The following is a 16,759-nucleotide window of genomic DNA, read 5'->3' as shown; positions in this document are numbered from 1 at the left end:
CCGCCGGGATGCCCCTTTCGTTCATCTGTAGGTTGTATGATCCCAAACCACAATTAAATATATAAAACCGTTACCTGCAATGCAAAACATATACAGCCCAATAGCAACGCTTGGCATCATCTTTAACATTTTTATTTTTTTTTCTTAAAGATGAAATATGCAAATCTGACAGTTGAAGCACATATCGTACAAGTTTATACGGGTAGATACACTTTATACCTGCGGGTGTAAACACCCTATATTTTTTTTATAGCGAGATACATAAATAGCGGACAACCTACCAACATCAGTTCAATGCTATATGATCATCATTGTTTTGTCTTTGAACGGGTGAAAGAGAAATAAGGGTTTACCCGCTATCTTTTTGTATGGCTTCATTCTGTCAGGTTTACGTTCACATTTCCTTTCACTACGTTAGCATTAACTACAGTGTTGTCTGCATAAGGTTGTTTGATTTTAACAAACATCATCTTAACTTGTATCAGATAAACGGAGCAAGATTTATACTTCAGATTTGTGACCAGTAGATAGGAGAAGATATAAGCATCATACGCTTTTATGATAGGCTGCACCACCAACAGCAGTAGGACGAACCCAACTATAAACCAAAAAGTTTGCTATGCGGATAAGGAACATCTTCATCGGTGTAATCTCCATTCTATTTATTGTACTCTGGGTATATGCGGGACTGAGCAAGCTCACCGACTACGGTACCTTTAAATTCCAGTTGGGGCGTTCTCCCTACCTGCAGAACCTTGCCGGGCCTATTGCCATAACGTTGCCCATTGCAGAACTGGCAACGGCCGTCTTGTTGATCTTTGACAGGACAAGGCTATTAGGTCTTTACCTGTCTTTCTTTGCCATGCTCATGTTTACCGGATATATCTATGCCATGTTGTACCACAGCTATTTTGTACCCTGTAGTTGTGGCGGCATATTGAGCCAGCTCAGTTGGCAGCAGCACCTGGTGTTTAATATTGTATTTACCTTATTGGCCCTGTTTGGTATAGTACTCTATATACTTAACGGAAGGCTAAATAGGGGCAGGCCACTACTCCACCAGACGGCAGCCCACATGGCACGACAGTAGCATTTGAAAATGATTATTTATAAACCTTGGTCCAGCACATGAAAAAGCATCTGTTACTTATCGTTGTTCTCATACTTTTGGCCGCAGGTATATTGTATGCCCTTAATAAAACCAATGGGGCGCCCAACAGGGAGAAGAACGGATTTGTACGCCAGTTTAATGGCACAACGGCCACCTTGCTTAAAGAGGTAAATTTTGGTTGGAGCTTTAGGGAGCTTTGTGGGCAGCAGGGCGATAGTCTTTTCCTGATGGGGCCAGATCCCGCAAAGGTATTTATGACCACTACCCGACTGGACAGGCTCGATACCATCTTCCTTGACATACCGATCATTACTCGTCTTGGCCCGGCATTTAATGCTACAGTAAGATATCCCTATCTCTATCTTATTTCAAGTAATGCTCGAAGGCTGATCAAGGCAGATCTACGCACCGGAAAAACGGAGATAACGGTATTGCCATTTAAGGGTGTTTTCCACAACAATGTTATGTTGGACAGCAACCGCTGGGTTATCCGTTATATTGATGACCAGACACGGAATGCCTCATTTAAATTGATGGATGCCAAAGGAAATATTCTGACAACAGAAAACAATATATCTAAGCCATTGGCCGATGCAGGCTTTTTATATGGAGGCAGGCTAAATTATGACGGTAAAAGTGGTCAATTGATTTTTGCCCATTATTACACCAGTCTATTGACAAGTTTTGATACGGCAATAAAACTGAAGTATGAAGGGCATACCATTGATACCAACCATACTGTAAAAACGGAGGTCACAGATACCAAAACGGGTGTGACCCTAAAGAAGCCACCCGTTTCCTTAATTGGTCATACCATTATTCATGATGGTGTTTTATATGTGCGTTCTACTTTAATGGCTGATAATGAGGAAAACCAAAAGTTTGAAAAAAATACCGTAATTGATAAATATGACGTAAAGGATGGTCGGTATTTGGGCAGCTTTTATATGGCTTCTCTAAAGGGAAAAGATGTACTGCAATATTATTTTATTGCACCCGACAAAATATTGGGACTGAGTAATGATAAAGTTGGCCTATTCAATTACCAGCCCTAAGCTTCTTTGCAAAGCTATGTACAGGTGAAACCGCAACCTGTATATAGTAGTTGATGCGGCAATTTGCTCTAAATCAAAAATTATCTATCATGAAAAGAATGAAATTAAGTCTGTTGGCCATAGCTGCCTTCATGTTTACTGCAGGTATTACCCTTGCCCAACAGGGAAGTAAAACTATTGACGACTGTTGGTCAAATCCGCTTGCAATTGGAGTAACTCCTCCGAATGTTGATCAACAGTCTGAATGTCCTGGTAACACTCAGGAATGTTGCTATAAACTGGAACCTTCCGAACAAAATCCAAATGAGAATGAATTGGTGACATACTATAGGATTTTTACTGGAAGATAGTATAACCAGACAAAAAAGGATTGTTGTAGAAATCACCTCAACAATCCTTTTCTTTATTTTTGTTTTTTTCGAATGACTATCATATCTATTTCACGATCTTCAAGTTTAAAAATCAAGCCTACCTTTGCAAGTTCTTTTTTTACTATTTCAAAATCGCTTTGATCAACTTTTAAATCCAAATCAACGGGCAAATGGTAGTTCGTTTCATTAATTATTGGATACTTAACAGAATGACCTATTGAATAAGTCAACCACCAAAACATAAATTCATCTATTGAACTATTAACCACTTTAATACCTATTTTATTTTTATCTATATCTATGTACGGTTTTAACCCAGTTGTTTTAAAAAGAATATCATTCCCATTAGAAGTCAAGGTCCAACATTTTACTTTCCTTTTCTCTCTTATACCTTCAATCCCATATTTTAGGATAAAATACCTATTAACATCATCTAACATATATTTTTTGAAAGTAAATCGGTCAGTTTTGGGTAATATAAGTTCGTAAGAAAAAGATATTGTTCTATTTTGACCTTCTTTCTTGCAGTCAGAATTAAGGATGCAATTATCTTCCTCCCAATAAATTCTCGAAAAATCGTATTTTAAATAAAAATCATTGTTGAAATTATTGGATGTTGGAGGCCAAAAATCCAATAACGCTACCTGGTATAAGCGTACTACAGGTGCATTGATTATTTTTATGAATATATTTTCACTGCCGCTTATTTTAGAAGGATGCCAATAAACAGGTCCAGAAACCCCATCCAATTGATTTGTCATAAATGAGCTGGCTTCAATATTTTCAGGTTTAAATTCATAACCTTGATAAGCGCCGAATAATAAAGGTTTCTTAAGATCAACATTTATAATATCTTTTTTAATTTTTAAGTTTTTTATCGTACTGCTTAAAGCTTCATTAATATGATCAACAGTTATCCCTTCAGTATTAGTAGTTGCTAAGAATTTCCCATTTCTGTCAATCCAAACTTCATGAGGTAAAAGTCTGTAAGGAAAGATTTTATTTAGTGATGTAAGAGTAATAAAAGGCAATTGCATAGGACGAAGCGATGGATTGCTTTTCAGTACCGATTGGATCAGTTCTTTTTTTTCGTAGGTAATGGGCAGGATCACAATTTCATCTTTGAACTGTTTTTGCAGACTGTCCAATTTGGGCAAAGCACTAATACAGGGTACACACCAGGTCGCCCAAAAATCCAAGATCACCAGTTTACCCCTAAAGTCGCTCAGTTTGGCGCTGGTCTTGTTCCAGTTAATGATGTCCTTAAATTCAATATCGGGTACCTGATCACCAATTTTAAGGGCCTTGGTGGTATCGGGCCTGTTGGTTTGTGCACAAGCCAGTTTGCTGTAGCAGATACCTAGTATCATGAACAGCATGATGCTGACGACGGATTTCAATTTTTCATTTCCTTTCTATGGTTTGTGTTTAATAAATGCAGGGGCGGGTTGATGTTTCCCACCCGCTGCAACCTCTGATTAAATGATGAGCATGCGTTAACCAGGTCTTGATGGCTCCCTTTTAAACAGGGAACAAATTGCTTCTTTTGTTTTCACTGCGTAGGGGCAGGACCACTATTCCTTACCCCCTGTATGCAGTGAGGTTTACTACACGAGATAGTGCTACTAATGTGCCCTGTCATCCAACTTAGGGGGCATGCCGTATTTAGTAGTTTGTTTTTAGTTGTTACATTGGTAAGCTGCGTAGGGGCAGGGAACAAGCCCCCACCCTGTTGCAGTAACCTCCAAAATTTAACATTGAGAACGCTGTTTCTTTTTTTCTTTTCATCTGCTTATTTCTTCTTTTTCTAAGTATGGTTCTCCCGCATTTTACCCTGCGGTATGACGTGAACCATAATAGATTTCTCACTGCGTTCGAAATGACAGCATGGGGATTAGTGCCAATGCGCAGACCTGCCGAAAGCAGGTTCCACGCAGCTCATTCGGCACATTCCAAAACATCAACCTACTATTTATTCATAACCAGGGTTCTGCTTTAAATTGGGGTTGCGCTGTATATCGGTAAACAGAATGGGGTACAATGCCGCATAGCTCTGCCAGGTGGTAGGCTTTTCGGCCAGCATCACCGCCTCCAAACGTCCCGTACGTTTAAGGTCGAACCAACGGTGCATCCCTTCGGTAAACAGATCCACCTGTCTTTCCCTCATCACCACATCCATAGCTGCCGTTTGGTTGGCGGGAGCAGGTAGGGGTACGGTAAGGTTGCCATGTTTTAAGCGGATCAGGTTTACATCGTCAATGCAGCCCTGAAAATCGTTGCGCATGCTTTTACATTCCGCACGGATCAGGTACATTTCGGCCAAACGCATTACGGTGTACCACTCGGTACTGGTTACAGCGGTACTGGTAAACTTTAAAGGCGTAGAAACCAGAACGCCGCTAATGGTCTGTGTACGCAGCCAAGTGGTCTTTCTGGCATCGCCCGTTTCAAAAGCATTGGTAAGAAAACTGGTGGCTACATAGGTAGGTGTGGTGGTGTAGATAAAGTTGGCGGCAACGGTGTTGGCTTCTGTTGCATTATTGGCAAACTGCCAAATGGCCTCGTTATTGTTCTTTACAAAAATTCCAGTAGGACCATTTAATAGACTGTATTGCCCACTGGTAATAACGGCATTGGCCTGTATTTCGGCATTTGCATAATCCTTTTGGTAAAGGTAGGCCCTGGCTAATAGCGCCGTAGCTACCCATTTGTTAGCCCGGCTGCGCTCCCCACCCGTAAAGCTATAATCGTTACCCAATACCGCTTGGGCTTCTTTCAAGTCGGTAATGATCTGAGCATATACCATTGCAGCTGGTGTTCTGGCAATGCTGCTGTTCACCTGTACATTGGTATTTAACACCAAGGGTACGTCCCCATATAAATTCACCAAATAAAAATGGCAAAAGGCACGGATAAGTTTGGCTTCTCCTATATAATAACTTCTTACAGGCTCTGTAACACCAGTGCTATTGGATAAACCTTCAATCACATTATTTGCTGTATAAATAACAGTGTAAATAACAGCCCAAGGTAAAGTCGTATCAGAAGGCTGTAAAGTATTATTGGTATAATTATTTCCAATTCCAGCATACGGCTTGATCTCGTCACTTATAATTGGGTTATAAATGGTTATTGCATTGATTAATCCACCAGCTCGTGTTTGCCTATACATGCCCAAAGTTGCAGCATTTGCAGAAGCATTGTTATCGAACACTTGTGAACTCAATAACTGAGTTTTAATTTCATCAACCTCGATAAATTTCTTACAACCTCCTAAATACAAAATAAGAAATGCTGCAGCTATGCCTTTGTTGATGTATATATTATAATATTTTAACTTTTTCATTTTAAATAGAGATTAAAAATTATAAGGAAGCTTGCAAGCCGAATGAGAACATTTTTAGCGGCGGAACTTGGGCTCCCAAACCTGTAGTTTCTGGATCATAGCCAATATATTTGGTAATTGTCCATAAATTTTGTCCTTGAGCAACTATTCTAAAATTGCTTAAACCAGCTTTATTTATCCATTTATTTGGAAGCGAATAGCTTAATGCTAGGTTTTTTAATCGAAGAAATGAAGCATCAGAAAAAACCTCAGTGGAATTAACAAAGTTCACATAAGAAGAATTTGTACCAGCAAGAGGTTTTGGCAAAAAGCTTTGATCACCTGGCTGTTTCCAATAATCTAGATGTGTCTCCCAAACATTTAAAAGCGTGCCAAATGAATTAGCATTTTGGTTATTGTATAAATTATAATCTTTTTTATTAACATACTGGAAAAAGACATCCAGCTGCAAACCTTTAAACCTAATACTATTATTAATTCCTCCATACCATTTTGGATCTCTATTTCCAGCTAATACATAATCTCCACCTTGATTATTATAACTAGAGCGGGCTTGTAAACCTGTCACTCCATTAATATCTTCAATTTGGCTAAGACCAGTTGCAGGATCTACGCCTAAAAATTGATATCTTAATACTGAGTTTAAAGATTTACCAACAACATAGGTATTTGCATAGCTAGTCAGTTCAATATTAGGAAAACTGACTAATTTATTCTTTGGAATAGTTAAGTTAAAGGAGGTATTCCAGCCGAAGTCCTTTTTTTTGATATTTTGTGTATTCAGTTCAAACTCCCAACCACTATTCTGTACCTCAGCAGGCAAGTTTGCAGTATAGCCCGAAAAACCAGTAGTAGAAGGTAACGGATAAATAACAAGTTGATTGTTAGAACGATTTCTATACCATGCGCTGTTTAATAAAATACGATCTTTCAAGAACCCCAATTCAAGGGCAAACTCTAATTTCTTATTGACCTCCCATTGAAAAGCTGAATTGGCCAATTGTGAAGGAATAATTGTTTTGGATCCTCCATAATCACTACTACTATTATAAAGACTTAAATAACCATAGTCTCCAATACCGTCACTACCTGTGCTACCATAACTTCCTCGTAATTTACCAAAGGAAAACCAATCCAACTTATCTTTCAACAAGGCCTCATTCTTGAATAACCACGCTATACCTATACTACCAAAATTGCCATATTTTTTGCCAGTACCAAACCGACTACTACCATCTTTTCTAAAGGAAGCATTTACAATATATTTATCTAGCCAATTGTAATTAACACGACCAAAGATTGATATAAAATTGTATTGACTTTGGCTATATTCTATAGTGCCAACAGTACCACCAGCGGGACTTTCTAACAATAATTCATTAATATAACTAAATACTGGGATAGACATTCTCTTCTGGTTATTCGCTTGGATCGTATTACCTATTAATAATTCGAACTTTCCTTTTGAAATGGAAGTTGTAAAATTCAATTGAGGCTCTATATTAAATATGTCTTGATGACTTTCACCAAATGCACTAGATCCTAGAAGTGTAATGGCAGGATTTATACTTGAGGCAGGATTGGGCCTTATGATCTCATTATCTAATCTGTTATATCCAAAACTACTTTTAATCTCTAATCCAGGGATAATAAGATAAGCAATCTTTAAATTAGCATTCAGATTTTTGTTTTGACTTTTCCAATATGCGCTACCAACAGCTACTACATTGTTTAAGTTAGCTGTCCAATTGTAGTTTCCATTATTGTCGAAAATTGGGTAATTGGGTATGGATGTAGCAATCGCTGCTACTGTATTAGACAAACTATTTTTTAATCGGTTGTTGTCTTGAGAATAAAAACCAATAAAATCTATACTCAATTTTTCATTAATGGATTTATGGGAAATATTAAAATGAACGCCACCTCTTTTGTAACGGTCACTTTCTGAGAATACTGTACTTTCTTGGTGGTAGTTACCAGAGATTAAAAAGCGTGTTTTAGCACTTCCTCCACCTACGGAGCCATTGGCATCCCACTGTTGGGTGGTATTACCCATATACCATTCCTGTAGGTTGTTGTCAGTGTTTTGATCCCATACCAATAAATCGGGTGCTGTGGTTGCCGTAGGAAGAATACCGCTATTGGCAAAGGCATCCCGCCGTAGCTGCAGGTATTGTGAAGTACTTAAAGGTTTAGCCGTACGGGTTACCGATCCATACCCGTTGTTCAGGTTCACCTCAAACTTGGTCTTGCCTGCCTGTCCTTTTTTGGTGGTGATGAGTATGACCCCATTGGCGGCACGGCTTCCATAAATGGCGGTAGCATCGGCATCTTTTAGTACACTTATACTTTCAATATCACCTGGGTTTATACTATTCAATGGGCTAGAACTTGAAAAAGTAGTTAGAAGTCCAACCAAGGCATCAGAAGGAAATGGAACCCCATCCACAACATATAAAGGAACATTGCTTGCTGCAATGGAATTTCTACCTCTTATCTGTACACTCATTCCAGAACCTGGAAGACCATTGGATTGGTTTACAGTAACACCTGCAATACGACCAGCGAGAGCCTGCATTGGATTGGTGATGGGCTGATTACCTATAATTTGTGCCGATACTGTACCAACATTACCCGTGTTCAAACGTTGGGTGGTGGTACCATAGCCAATGATTTGTACCTTATCCAACAAACCCACGGCCTCTTTTAGCATGAGGTTTAGGTTGGTTTTATTGGCTACGGGTATTTCTATGGTTTCGTAACCTATAGAAGAAAAAATCAGGGTGCCGTTTTCGGGTACCCGTATGGTGTATCTGCCCTGTCCATCGGTTATGGTGGTGGTGCTGCTGTTCTTTACCATTACCGTTACGCCAGCTATGGGCTGTCCGTTGGCATCGGTTACCTGCCCGGTCATGATCAGCTCTTTTATAAAACTGCCAACACGGTCCAACAAAGTGGTTTCCTTGCGCTTAATGACAATGGTCTTATCTATAATTTGGTATGCGAGTGGTTGGCCCGCAAAACATTTGTTCAGTGCTTCGGTAATTTCGGCGTTCTTTAGCGTAAGGCTTACCTTTTGGGTAGGGGCAAGCACTTCATCGTCGTAAAAGAACTGGTAGCCGCTCTGTTTTTCGATCTGGCCCAGCACCTCTATAATGGGTGCCTGTTTAACGGTAAGTGTAATCTGCTGCGCATGTACATGGGCATTTACCTTTAGAAAGGTCAGTACAATTATGATCACCGTTAGCTTCATGAGTAGAAAGGCTTTGTACAGTGCCTGGCAATGCGCACGCAATAGATGCCGCAGGCATAAATAAATTTTCATACTTTTGTGGGGTTAGGTTAGTTTGCAATGATGTCAGTTGTTCGGACTTCCCCAACTTAGGCCAGCAGGTGTTCGCGCACCTCCTGGCTTTTTTCATGATGGGGAATTAATTATCAACTCGAAATTTTAAAAATTATGCTTGTGCTTTGCCATAGGCGGTTAAGATTAAGTTTATAGTTCAGGTTAATTATCTTATTGCGCTTTTACCAAAAGCGTTTTCCGTTTTCCATCGGTAACCAGCTCGAATTTTACGCCTGCCTGTTCCAATATTTGTAGGGCGCTCTGCAGGGTGGAGCTGCGGCTCATGCCTCCGCTAATGGTGCGGTTGCCCACATTGCCCTGGTACTTGATGTCTATGTCGTACCAGCGTCCCACCTGCCGCATAATGTCGGGCAGTTTGGCGCTCTTAAATTTCATCCATCCGTTTTTCCATGCGGTGGCCAGTTCGGTGTCGGCAGGTTGTACCATTAGGTTGCCCTTGCTGTTAACGGACTGTTGGCCGGGCTTGAGCCGTACTTCGTCACTTGTTAGGTTTCCCGTTGTTCCACTTGCTCGAAATGACGATGAAACGTGGACCGAGCCTTCCAATAAAGTTGTTATTGTTTTTTCTTCATCGGCGTAGCTGCTTACGTTAAAGTGCGTACCCAATACTTCAATTTCTTGTGTGGCTGTTTTTACAATGAAGGGCACTTTTTCTGCTTTTTGTTTTCCGCTTTGTTCCTTCAGTTTAGTTGCTACTTCAAAGTAGGCTTCGCCGCTCAACTTCACCACACGTTCTTTGGATATAGACAGGTTGGTGGCATAGGTAATTGCTGAAGCGGCGTTTAGCCATACTTTTGATCCATCAGGCAAACGCACCTGATATTGGCCTCCTTTGGGTGTTGTTATCGTGTTGAGCTGAACATTGGCACTGCTGCCTGCGGTATCGCTATCGAGCACGGTGTATTCCAATTGTCCATCTGCTGTTTTTCTGATGTTGATATTGGCTTGTGTGGCCACCACTCCATTGCCTACATCGGTAAGGGAGATCTGCTGTCCGTTGGCCAGGGTAAGCGTGGCACGGTCGCCACCGGGCAGTACCTGTTCCATGGAGGCCCGCTGTGGCAGTTGTTTTTTCTCGCTGTCCTTAAAGAAATATACGTACAACAGCAGGTAGGCCAAGATCAATGCGGCGGCAATGCCCGCATATTTGAGCCAGTTATGGTATACCAAAGGTTTGGTGACCTTGAGCCTATGCCAAACTTCTTCCGTATCGGCCTCTATCTGCTGATGGGTGTAGGGTACGTTGGCCTTTAGGTGATGGTTGTTGTACCAGTCTTCTACCCATGCCTTTTCCTGCTCGGTGCATCGGCTCTCCACATATCTTTCCAACAGGTCTTTTAATTCTTCCTTTTCCATATGCCGTTATACTTTATTATGGCGGTTTGGATAGTAAGACCGATGAGTGGGGGCAAGGGAGTAGATGAAAATGAAAAAAGTTCTATATTATATAATTATTGATTGTAGATTTATCAATAGACACCACCTTATCCAAATATGAATGCAACGCTTAATGGACCTGACGGCTACGATTACCAATATCTGGCCTCTGTTTTTGTCATACTCTACCACATTAAACATCCTACATTAGTAGAAGTCTATATAGATAAAGCCAAAGACGATGATCTTACCCTGGTATTTCTCGATGCCAGCAAAGGCATTACCCGAAAGATTTGTTTTGAATGCAAGAACAGGATAGACTATTTTGATCTTTCTTTCCTTTTAGATTGTATTAGCAAGTTTACCGCTTATAAAGATGATGAATTTGTGCTTTCAAGGTTACATAATAGACCATTGGATGAGTTCTTTATTTTTACCTCTTCTCGTGTGGAACAGGACATTGATGATTTAAAGCTTGTTGCCAATGTAAGCACTTTTATAAAACCTACCAAGCCTGCACTAAAAGGAAAAAACAAAGCCTTTTTGGAACTTCTGAAAAGCAGGTGCAGGAAAGGTGATAATAGGACAAAATTTATATTACAGTTTCTCAATAGTCTTTCAATAGCAGACTTTGAAGGTATCCTGTCCAGGATTTCTGTTTTGGATAGGCTGGATAGCACAACTTTGAAATTTAAAATAGACCAGCTCCTGACCGATCACCACATTCCGCAAACTGCACTTAACCAAGCACGAAACAAACTTGTTGAATTGGTCAAGGAACATAAAACAACAAGTGTAAACATTCATGAAAGGGTTTTAAAACTGTTGGCTTCATTTCGCATTTATCCACCTGCCCTGTCAACATCTTACCTAAAACGTGGCGACGAGGACGATCTCTATGCAATGCTAAAAAAAGATAAGAAAATTTTTCTGTATGGAACAACGCTCTGCGGTAAAACCCATACCTCGTATTTTTTAATTCGCCAGTTCTTGGATGAACATAGATCCTTCAACTATAAGGCTGTAATGGAAATTGAAGCGGCAAATAGTTTTTTATCAGAAAATGTAAACGAAGGCCGCATCTGTTACCTCGAAGACCCCCTTGGACAGTATAGCGGAGACTTTGATACAAACAAACTAAAAAAACTGGATAGCCTAATTACTAACCTGTCCATTACCACAGAACGTTACCTGGTGATTACCTCTACCCTTGAAGTAATCTCTGGCATTGAAAAGCCTCGCTATTTTAGAAATATCAATCTTGTTGATGTTACGGTTAAAGATAAACACTATCTGCTTGCATTATGGAGCAAGTTCAATAGCGAAAAAGAAATCAATCCCATTTTTTACAGGAGCGTTGAAGATTGTATTGAAACTTTTTCAGATCAAGATACCTTTCAGCCGGGGCAGCTCGCCCATCTTGCTACCCATATCGATCAAGGCAAAAAGTATACACGGGAAGAGATTAAGAATATGGCCAATTTCAAAGCTCCGGATATTAAGGAAATGCTGCTTAAAAAGGGACATGAAGTGCTTACCTATATGCAATTATTGGGCATTGGAGCCAATACCCAGTTTGGTCTTACACAAACAGACTTTAATTATATTTTGGACAATGACCCTATCTACCTACCCGGTCTAAATTTGGTCGAAGTCAAATCTACTGGCGGAAGCCTGTTTGGAGAGGAACAAGAATTTGATGATTATAAAATCAAGGAATACAGAGAAACAAAACCAGTCGATACCAGACCAGCATTAGAAAGCTTGATTGACTACAATTATATTACTGCTTCTTCTACGGAATTTTTCTTTCAGCACCCCATTTACCAGGAAGCAGGCAGGCTGTTGCTGGACAATGGAAACGTATTCAGATATGAAGACACCATTACTTTTATAAAAAAGATTATTGGAGGATTAAACCACAGATCAGCCCTACACGCCGTTAAAAATCTTTACTTGTTATTCAGCAATGCTAAAAACGCCCAGCATAGAATGGAATTGATTGAAATTGCACTGTCTGCTACCAAATCAACTTTTGTAACCGTTCGAGATGCAAGCTTAATATTCTTGGTCACTCATTACAATCTCATGACAGATGAAAATAAGAAACAAATGAGGGAACGATTTGAACGTAGTTTAGGTTTTGACAAAAGTAGCTATAGGTGGCAGAATGATATTGTCTTTATACCAGATGTGAAAAATATTTCTTTCAATGGGGAAGATTTTAGGGTTATCAGATCCAGTAGTGAGGTGTCAGAAGAATGGAGCACCTATTGTACAAATCGGAACCATTTATCCGCACTTGAGGCCTATCGTTTGCTAAAATCATTAATACGCATAACCCGAGGTAAAAAGGAGCATATCAGTTATGATATAAATGTATTAAAGGACTTTTTTAGATATGAGGAAAGTTTTATCAAGGAAATGACTGCTTTCCTTTTTGCAGCCAGTTTATCACAAGAAACATTTGATGAAATTAAACAGCTTAATATTGACGATAATCCTTTTGTGAAAAACCAGTTGGTAAAAGGCTTGTTCAGATCTTGGCCCAAGATAAAGGCCAAAGAGAGGAAAGCCGAAGTACTGGGTTTTATTAAAAACAAATTTGACGATTTGTTTGTGGTGTTAAACGCGACCTCACTTTTCACCCAGTTTGCTGCTGGATATACCCAACATTCGTTTGATTGGCAATACAATATACGAGATGAAGATCAAAAGGAAATGTGGTCCCTATGGGGAGAACTAATGCCTATTCTTTTTAAGCACCTACCTCTAGATACTTTTATTAATCATGGAAGATTTAGTGATACACTGCGCAATGAGCATATTGAAAATGGGGCAAAAGGAGAGATCACATTGGCCTTTTCAAATTGGATGCTCAAACAGTTGAACCAGTACCATGTTTTTACGAAGATGGCTGAGATTTTTCTGGGGTTTTTAGATAATGAACTAAAATGTATTTCAGATATAAAGAGAAAGGAAGTTATTAAGACGTGCTTTTCTATTTCTTTACCATTATTCCAGGCCAAATTTATTAGGATATTGATCATTAACTGGAAATACCTTGATGCTGACGAAAAGAGAACTATTCTTGAAAAATTACCTGATATGCCACAACTGGCCAAATTATTCGCCTTTACCACCATTGGAGTATCAAGTGAAATTCAATTGGCCGCAACCTCATATTCTACGGAAGGTTTAACTCCCGAAGAGATCATGGTAGCATTACCAGAAAAACTTTTAGTCCAATCGCTAATTGTAATGCATGGTCTAGCCAATACCTATGACCATTTTCACTCGGTACACAAAGAATGGAATACTATACTTGATGCGTATCTGAAAAAGCCCACGTCTCTAGGGTTTAAGGTTGCACTATCGGCTTATTTTGATGATATACTTACTAATAGAAAAGTTAGGGAAGAGTTTCCCAATAATCCGAGAGAGTTTTTGGATGATTTGGTAAAAGAAAAAAATGAAGCGGCGATCAATATGATTTCTGAACTATTTATTTTTCACTTGGCTACAAGTTCAAAAACATCTGTTAAGCCTTATTTCGAAAGAATTTTAAAAGGGGCATCAGAAGAATTGATTAATAAACTGTCGGAGAATATATGTCCATTAATAGAGGCGATTTCGCATAATGAAAACTTAAACTCTATCCCCCAAATCATACGCTTGAAGCTAGCTTATAAATGCTTGACAAGAGACTATTCTCTATATAATCTTATGAAAAGTAGAGAAGAGAATAATATAGAAGAAGCTGCTGAGCTTCCTATCGTTAATATGATCAGGGATTTAATAGAAGCAAAACAATTAAGAAGCGCTAATGTAGCTAGAAACGTAAAATACTGGGCTAATGAAAAAAAGGGTTTATTTACCGAAACAGAATTAGCAGCGATAGATAGCTACACTGATCTAATCTATGATAAAGCTCTTGATCAGGAAGCAAAACTTGAAAGAGAAAAAGAAAGTGAATTACGGAACTATTTGGAGCAGTAATGTTGTCGGTATCCAAATAAAAGATATATCACATTGGAAGAAAAAAATGGCTTTGCCGATTTAATACAGAAGGGACCATAGTATGATCTTTGGCAGCTGTTTCCTAGCTCATTACTAAATGCGAGGGTATAGAAGATATATTTTTTAATTTTTAGATTAAACCTTTTACCAATTTGCGTAATTTATGTCCTCTAAACGCTTAATGCCATCTATATGGAAATTGCCATTGCCGTAATTGGCCTGTTGATCGCCTGGTTTACCTATCAGAAAACCTTCCTTGCCAAACCAAAGGAAGAGATAGAAAACTTTATTGTCCATTTCAGGGCCACCCAAACCATGTCTAAACAAGTGCAGCAGAAACTCGCCGACTTTGCCAATGCAAACGAGGCTTGGGACATGGACATTTTTCCCAACATTACTTACCGCATGTACATAGAAGCCATGAAGCAAGCCTATGGGTACAACCTTTCTGACCAATTGCTGCAAAAAACATTGGAGGCCAAACCCACCAAGACCTTGATCACCTCCATGACCAAAAGTTTGGAAACGCAACTAGACGAACTGAGCAGACTGGACAGCCGAATTACAATGGCCGGCAAAAGGCCAGTTGGCAAATAGAAACTGAATAGATAACTTTAAACTCCTGTTGTCGATCAAAATAAATTTGACTAATCAGTACGGGCCTGCCGGTTTAATGTAGAAAGGTCAAGGGTCTTTATCAAGTTGATATCTGCGGCACTCATGCTCTCTTTTACCACGTCAATAGTTTTTCTGTTTATGCCATTGCCGCGGGTAAAATATAACCTGAATTTTGGTGTACTCAAATTCGCCACCGTGGGATTGGACAACATCAGGGTAAGCCATTGCATAAATTGTTCTGGCTGCTCATCGCTGAAGAGATCAAGTTCTTCGACCGTTCGCCATGCAATGTTCAAGAGGTATGTATCGCCCTGCCTATCGTTTATCTCCACCCTATACACTTCTTTACAGTATTTGAAAGGGTCGATGCGTACGGCCGTACCCGCAGTCTTGGCAATATAGTAGTAATGTACCTTATCATCATATTCCAGTGAATTTTCACCCGTTTGCTTCGGAATATTTTCTACCGATCTGATGACGCCCTCAAATTCAATGGGCAGTTCTATGGCCTTTAGTTTGTTGCACCTGATGTATTCGATCTGCCTCCTGCTAAAAGACAGATCGCTTGCCTTGTTGGGTGCATTCATATCATTAAACAGGCCCTTAAAGGTGTACACGTTTTTTATGGAAGTTAGATCGCCCCCGAATTTAAGCGTGACCGTGGCATAGGTATTCATCGAAACCTCACCATTGGGCCTGCCAGCCTGCGATATGACAATTTCATCCTGTGAAAAGGCAAAACCAGTTCTCATGGTTCTCAGCTTAACGGCAATGGCCTCCTTAATGCTTTCATTGTTGAGGTAGCCTACCTCGCCAGTGCCGCCAACAGAAGCACCGCTCTTAACACTGCTGGTGTTCGTATTGTTGTTCACCCGTATGATTTCACCCGTGTTGGTTATCTTGCCAACCACATTGCCCTTATCATCATATAGGTTTCCTTCGCTTCCGTTCTTCTGATTATTGTTGCCATTGCTGGTTGTGGTATTGGTATTCTCTACATTAGTGCCCAAATTTCCGGTCAGTGAAAGTTTTGCATTGATGCTGACCGATGCATTGCGTTCCAGACTGCCCAGATCAACATCGTCAAATTCATTTTCCAAACGGTCAATGCTGTAAAAGCTGACATTTGATTTGTCGGACATTTTCACATAGGTGTTCAGATAGTTTAGCCTGGTATTCTCGTGCATAAAGAGACTATCCACAAAATACCTTTTTAACGGTGCGAAGTTGAGCTTGATCTTATACATTGTATAATCGGTAGCAACAGGATCTTCCTTTTTTGGGTTGAGCATGGGAAGTGGCTTGGACATGATGGTATAGATCTCCTCGGCATCTTTTGCCTTGGTAGCAAGGGTCTTGACCAGTACGTGGGGCTGTCTCTTATACACATCTGACGCTGCCGACGATCGAGCCATAGTGTAGATCGCGGTGGTCGGCGTATGATTAAAAGAGGGGGGGGGGGGGGGGGGGGGGGGGGGGGGGGGGGGGGGGGGG

General features: G+C 40.0%; 10 protein-coding genes. 5 read left to right on the top strand and 5 right to left on the bottom strand.

What is annotated here, in order from left to right; genetic code table 11:
- The first annotated feature begins 619 nt into the window (after window positions 1-619).
- From JHD79_RS10740 to JHD79_RS10730, 3 genes are all read left to right on the top strand, one after another.
- Complete coding sequence (locus JHD79_RS10740) at window positions 620-1,090, top strand: MauE/DoxX family redox-associated membrane protein (RefSeq protein ID WP_199119235.1); 471 nt, start codon at window positions 620-622, stop codon at window positions 1,088-1,090.
- Between the two features lie 38 nt (window positions 1,091-1,128).
- Window positions 1,129-2,166 carry a hypothetical protein gene (locus JHD79_RS10735; protein ID WP_199119234.1) on the top strand — a complete coding sequence of 346 codons (1,038 nt, stop codon included), beginning with the start codon at window positions 1,129-1,131 and terminating at the stop codon, window positions 2,164-2,166.
- 89 nt (window positions 2,167-2,255) lie between these two features.
- Entirely contained in the window at window positions 2,256-2,516 is a 261-nt protein-coding gene (locus tag JHD79_RS10730; protein WP_199119233.1) for a hypothetical protein, read from the top strand.
- Window positions 2,517-2,569: 53 nt separating this feature from the next.
- Here the strand turns inward: JHD79_RS10730 and JHD79_RS10725 are convergent, their stop codons facing one another.
- From JHD79_RS10725 to JHD79_RS10710, 4 genes are all read right to left on the bottom strand, one after another.
- On the bottom strand, window positions 2,570-3,907 hold the full coding sequence (locus JHD79_RS10725; protein WP_233164646.1) for a thioredoxin family protein: 1,338 nt from the start codon (window positions 3,905-3,907) through the stop codon (window positions 2,570-2,572).
- Between the two features lie 602 nt (window positions 3,908-4,509).
- Entirely contained in the window at window positions 4,510-5,883 is a 1,374-nt protein-coding gene (locus JHD79_RS10720; protein WP_199119231.1) for a RagB/SusD family nutrient uptake outer membrane protein, read from the bottom strand.
- Between the two features lie 19 nt (window positions 5,884-5,902).
- Window positions 5,903-9,208, bottom strand: coding sequence for a TonB-dependent receptor (locus JHD79_RS10715; RefSeq protein WP_199119230.1), 3,306 nt, complete (start codon window positions 9,206-9,208; stop codon window positions 5,903-5,905).
- A gap of 192 nt (window positions 9,209-9,400) precedes the next feature.
- A complete protein-coding gene (locus JHD79_RS10710; RefSeq protein WP_199119229.1) occupies window positions 9,401-10,606 on the bottom strand; it encodes a FecR family protein in 1,206 nt (401 codons plus the stop codon).
- 138 nt (window positions 10,607-10,744) lie between these two features.
- Between JHD79_RS10710 and JHD79_RS10705 the strand changes: the two genes are divergently transcribed.
- A complete protein-coding gene (locus JHD79_RS10705) occupies window positions 10,745-14,626 on the top strand; it encodes a hypothetical protein (RefSeq protein WP_199119228.1) in 3,882 nt (1,293 codons plus the stop codon).
- 213 nt (window positions 14,627-14,839) lie between these two features.
- Entirely contained in the window at window positions 14,840-15,244 is a 405-nt protein-coding gene (locus JHD79_RS10700; protein ID WP_199119227.1) for a hypothetical protein, read from the top strand.
- A 50-nt stretch (window positions 15,245-15,294) separates the two neighbouring features.
- On the opposite strand, the gene JHD79_RS10695 is transcribed toward JHD79_RS10700, so the two are convergent.
- On the bottom strand, window positions 15,295-16,759 hold a 1,465-nt coding region (locus JHD79_RS10695; protein WP_199119226.1), incomplete at its 5' end, for a hypothetical protein.

Origin of the sequence: Pedobacter sp. ASV28 (genome assembly GCF_016428855.1) — a bacterium.
Lineage (GTDB): Bacteria > Bacteroidota > Bacteroidia > Sphingobacteriales > Sphingobacteriaceae > Pedobacter.
The sequence above is the reverse complement of the archived record's forward strand: the minus strand, read 5'-3'. Positions and strand labels throughout refer to the sequence as shown.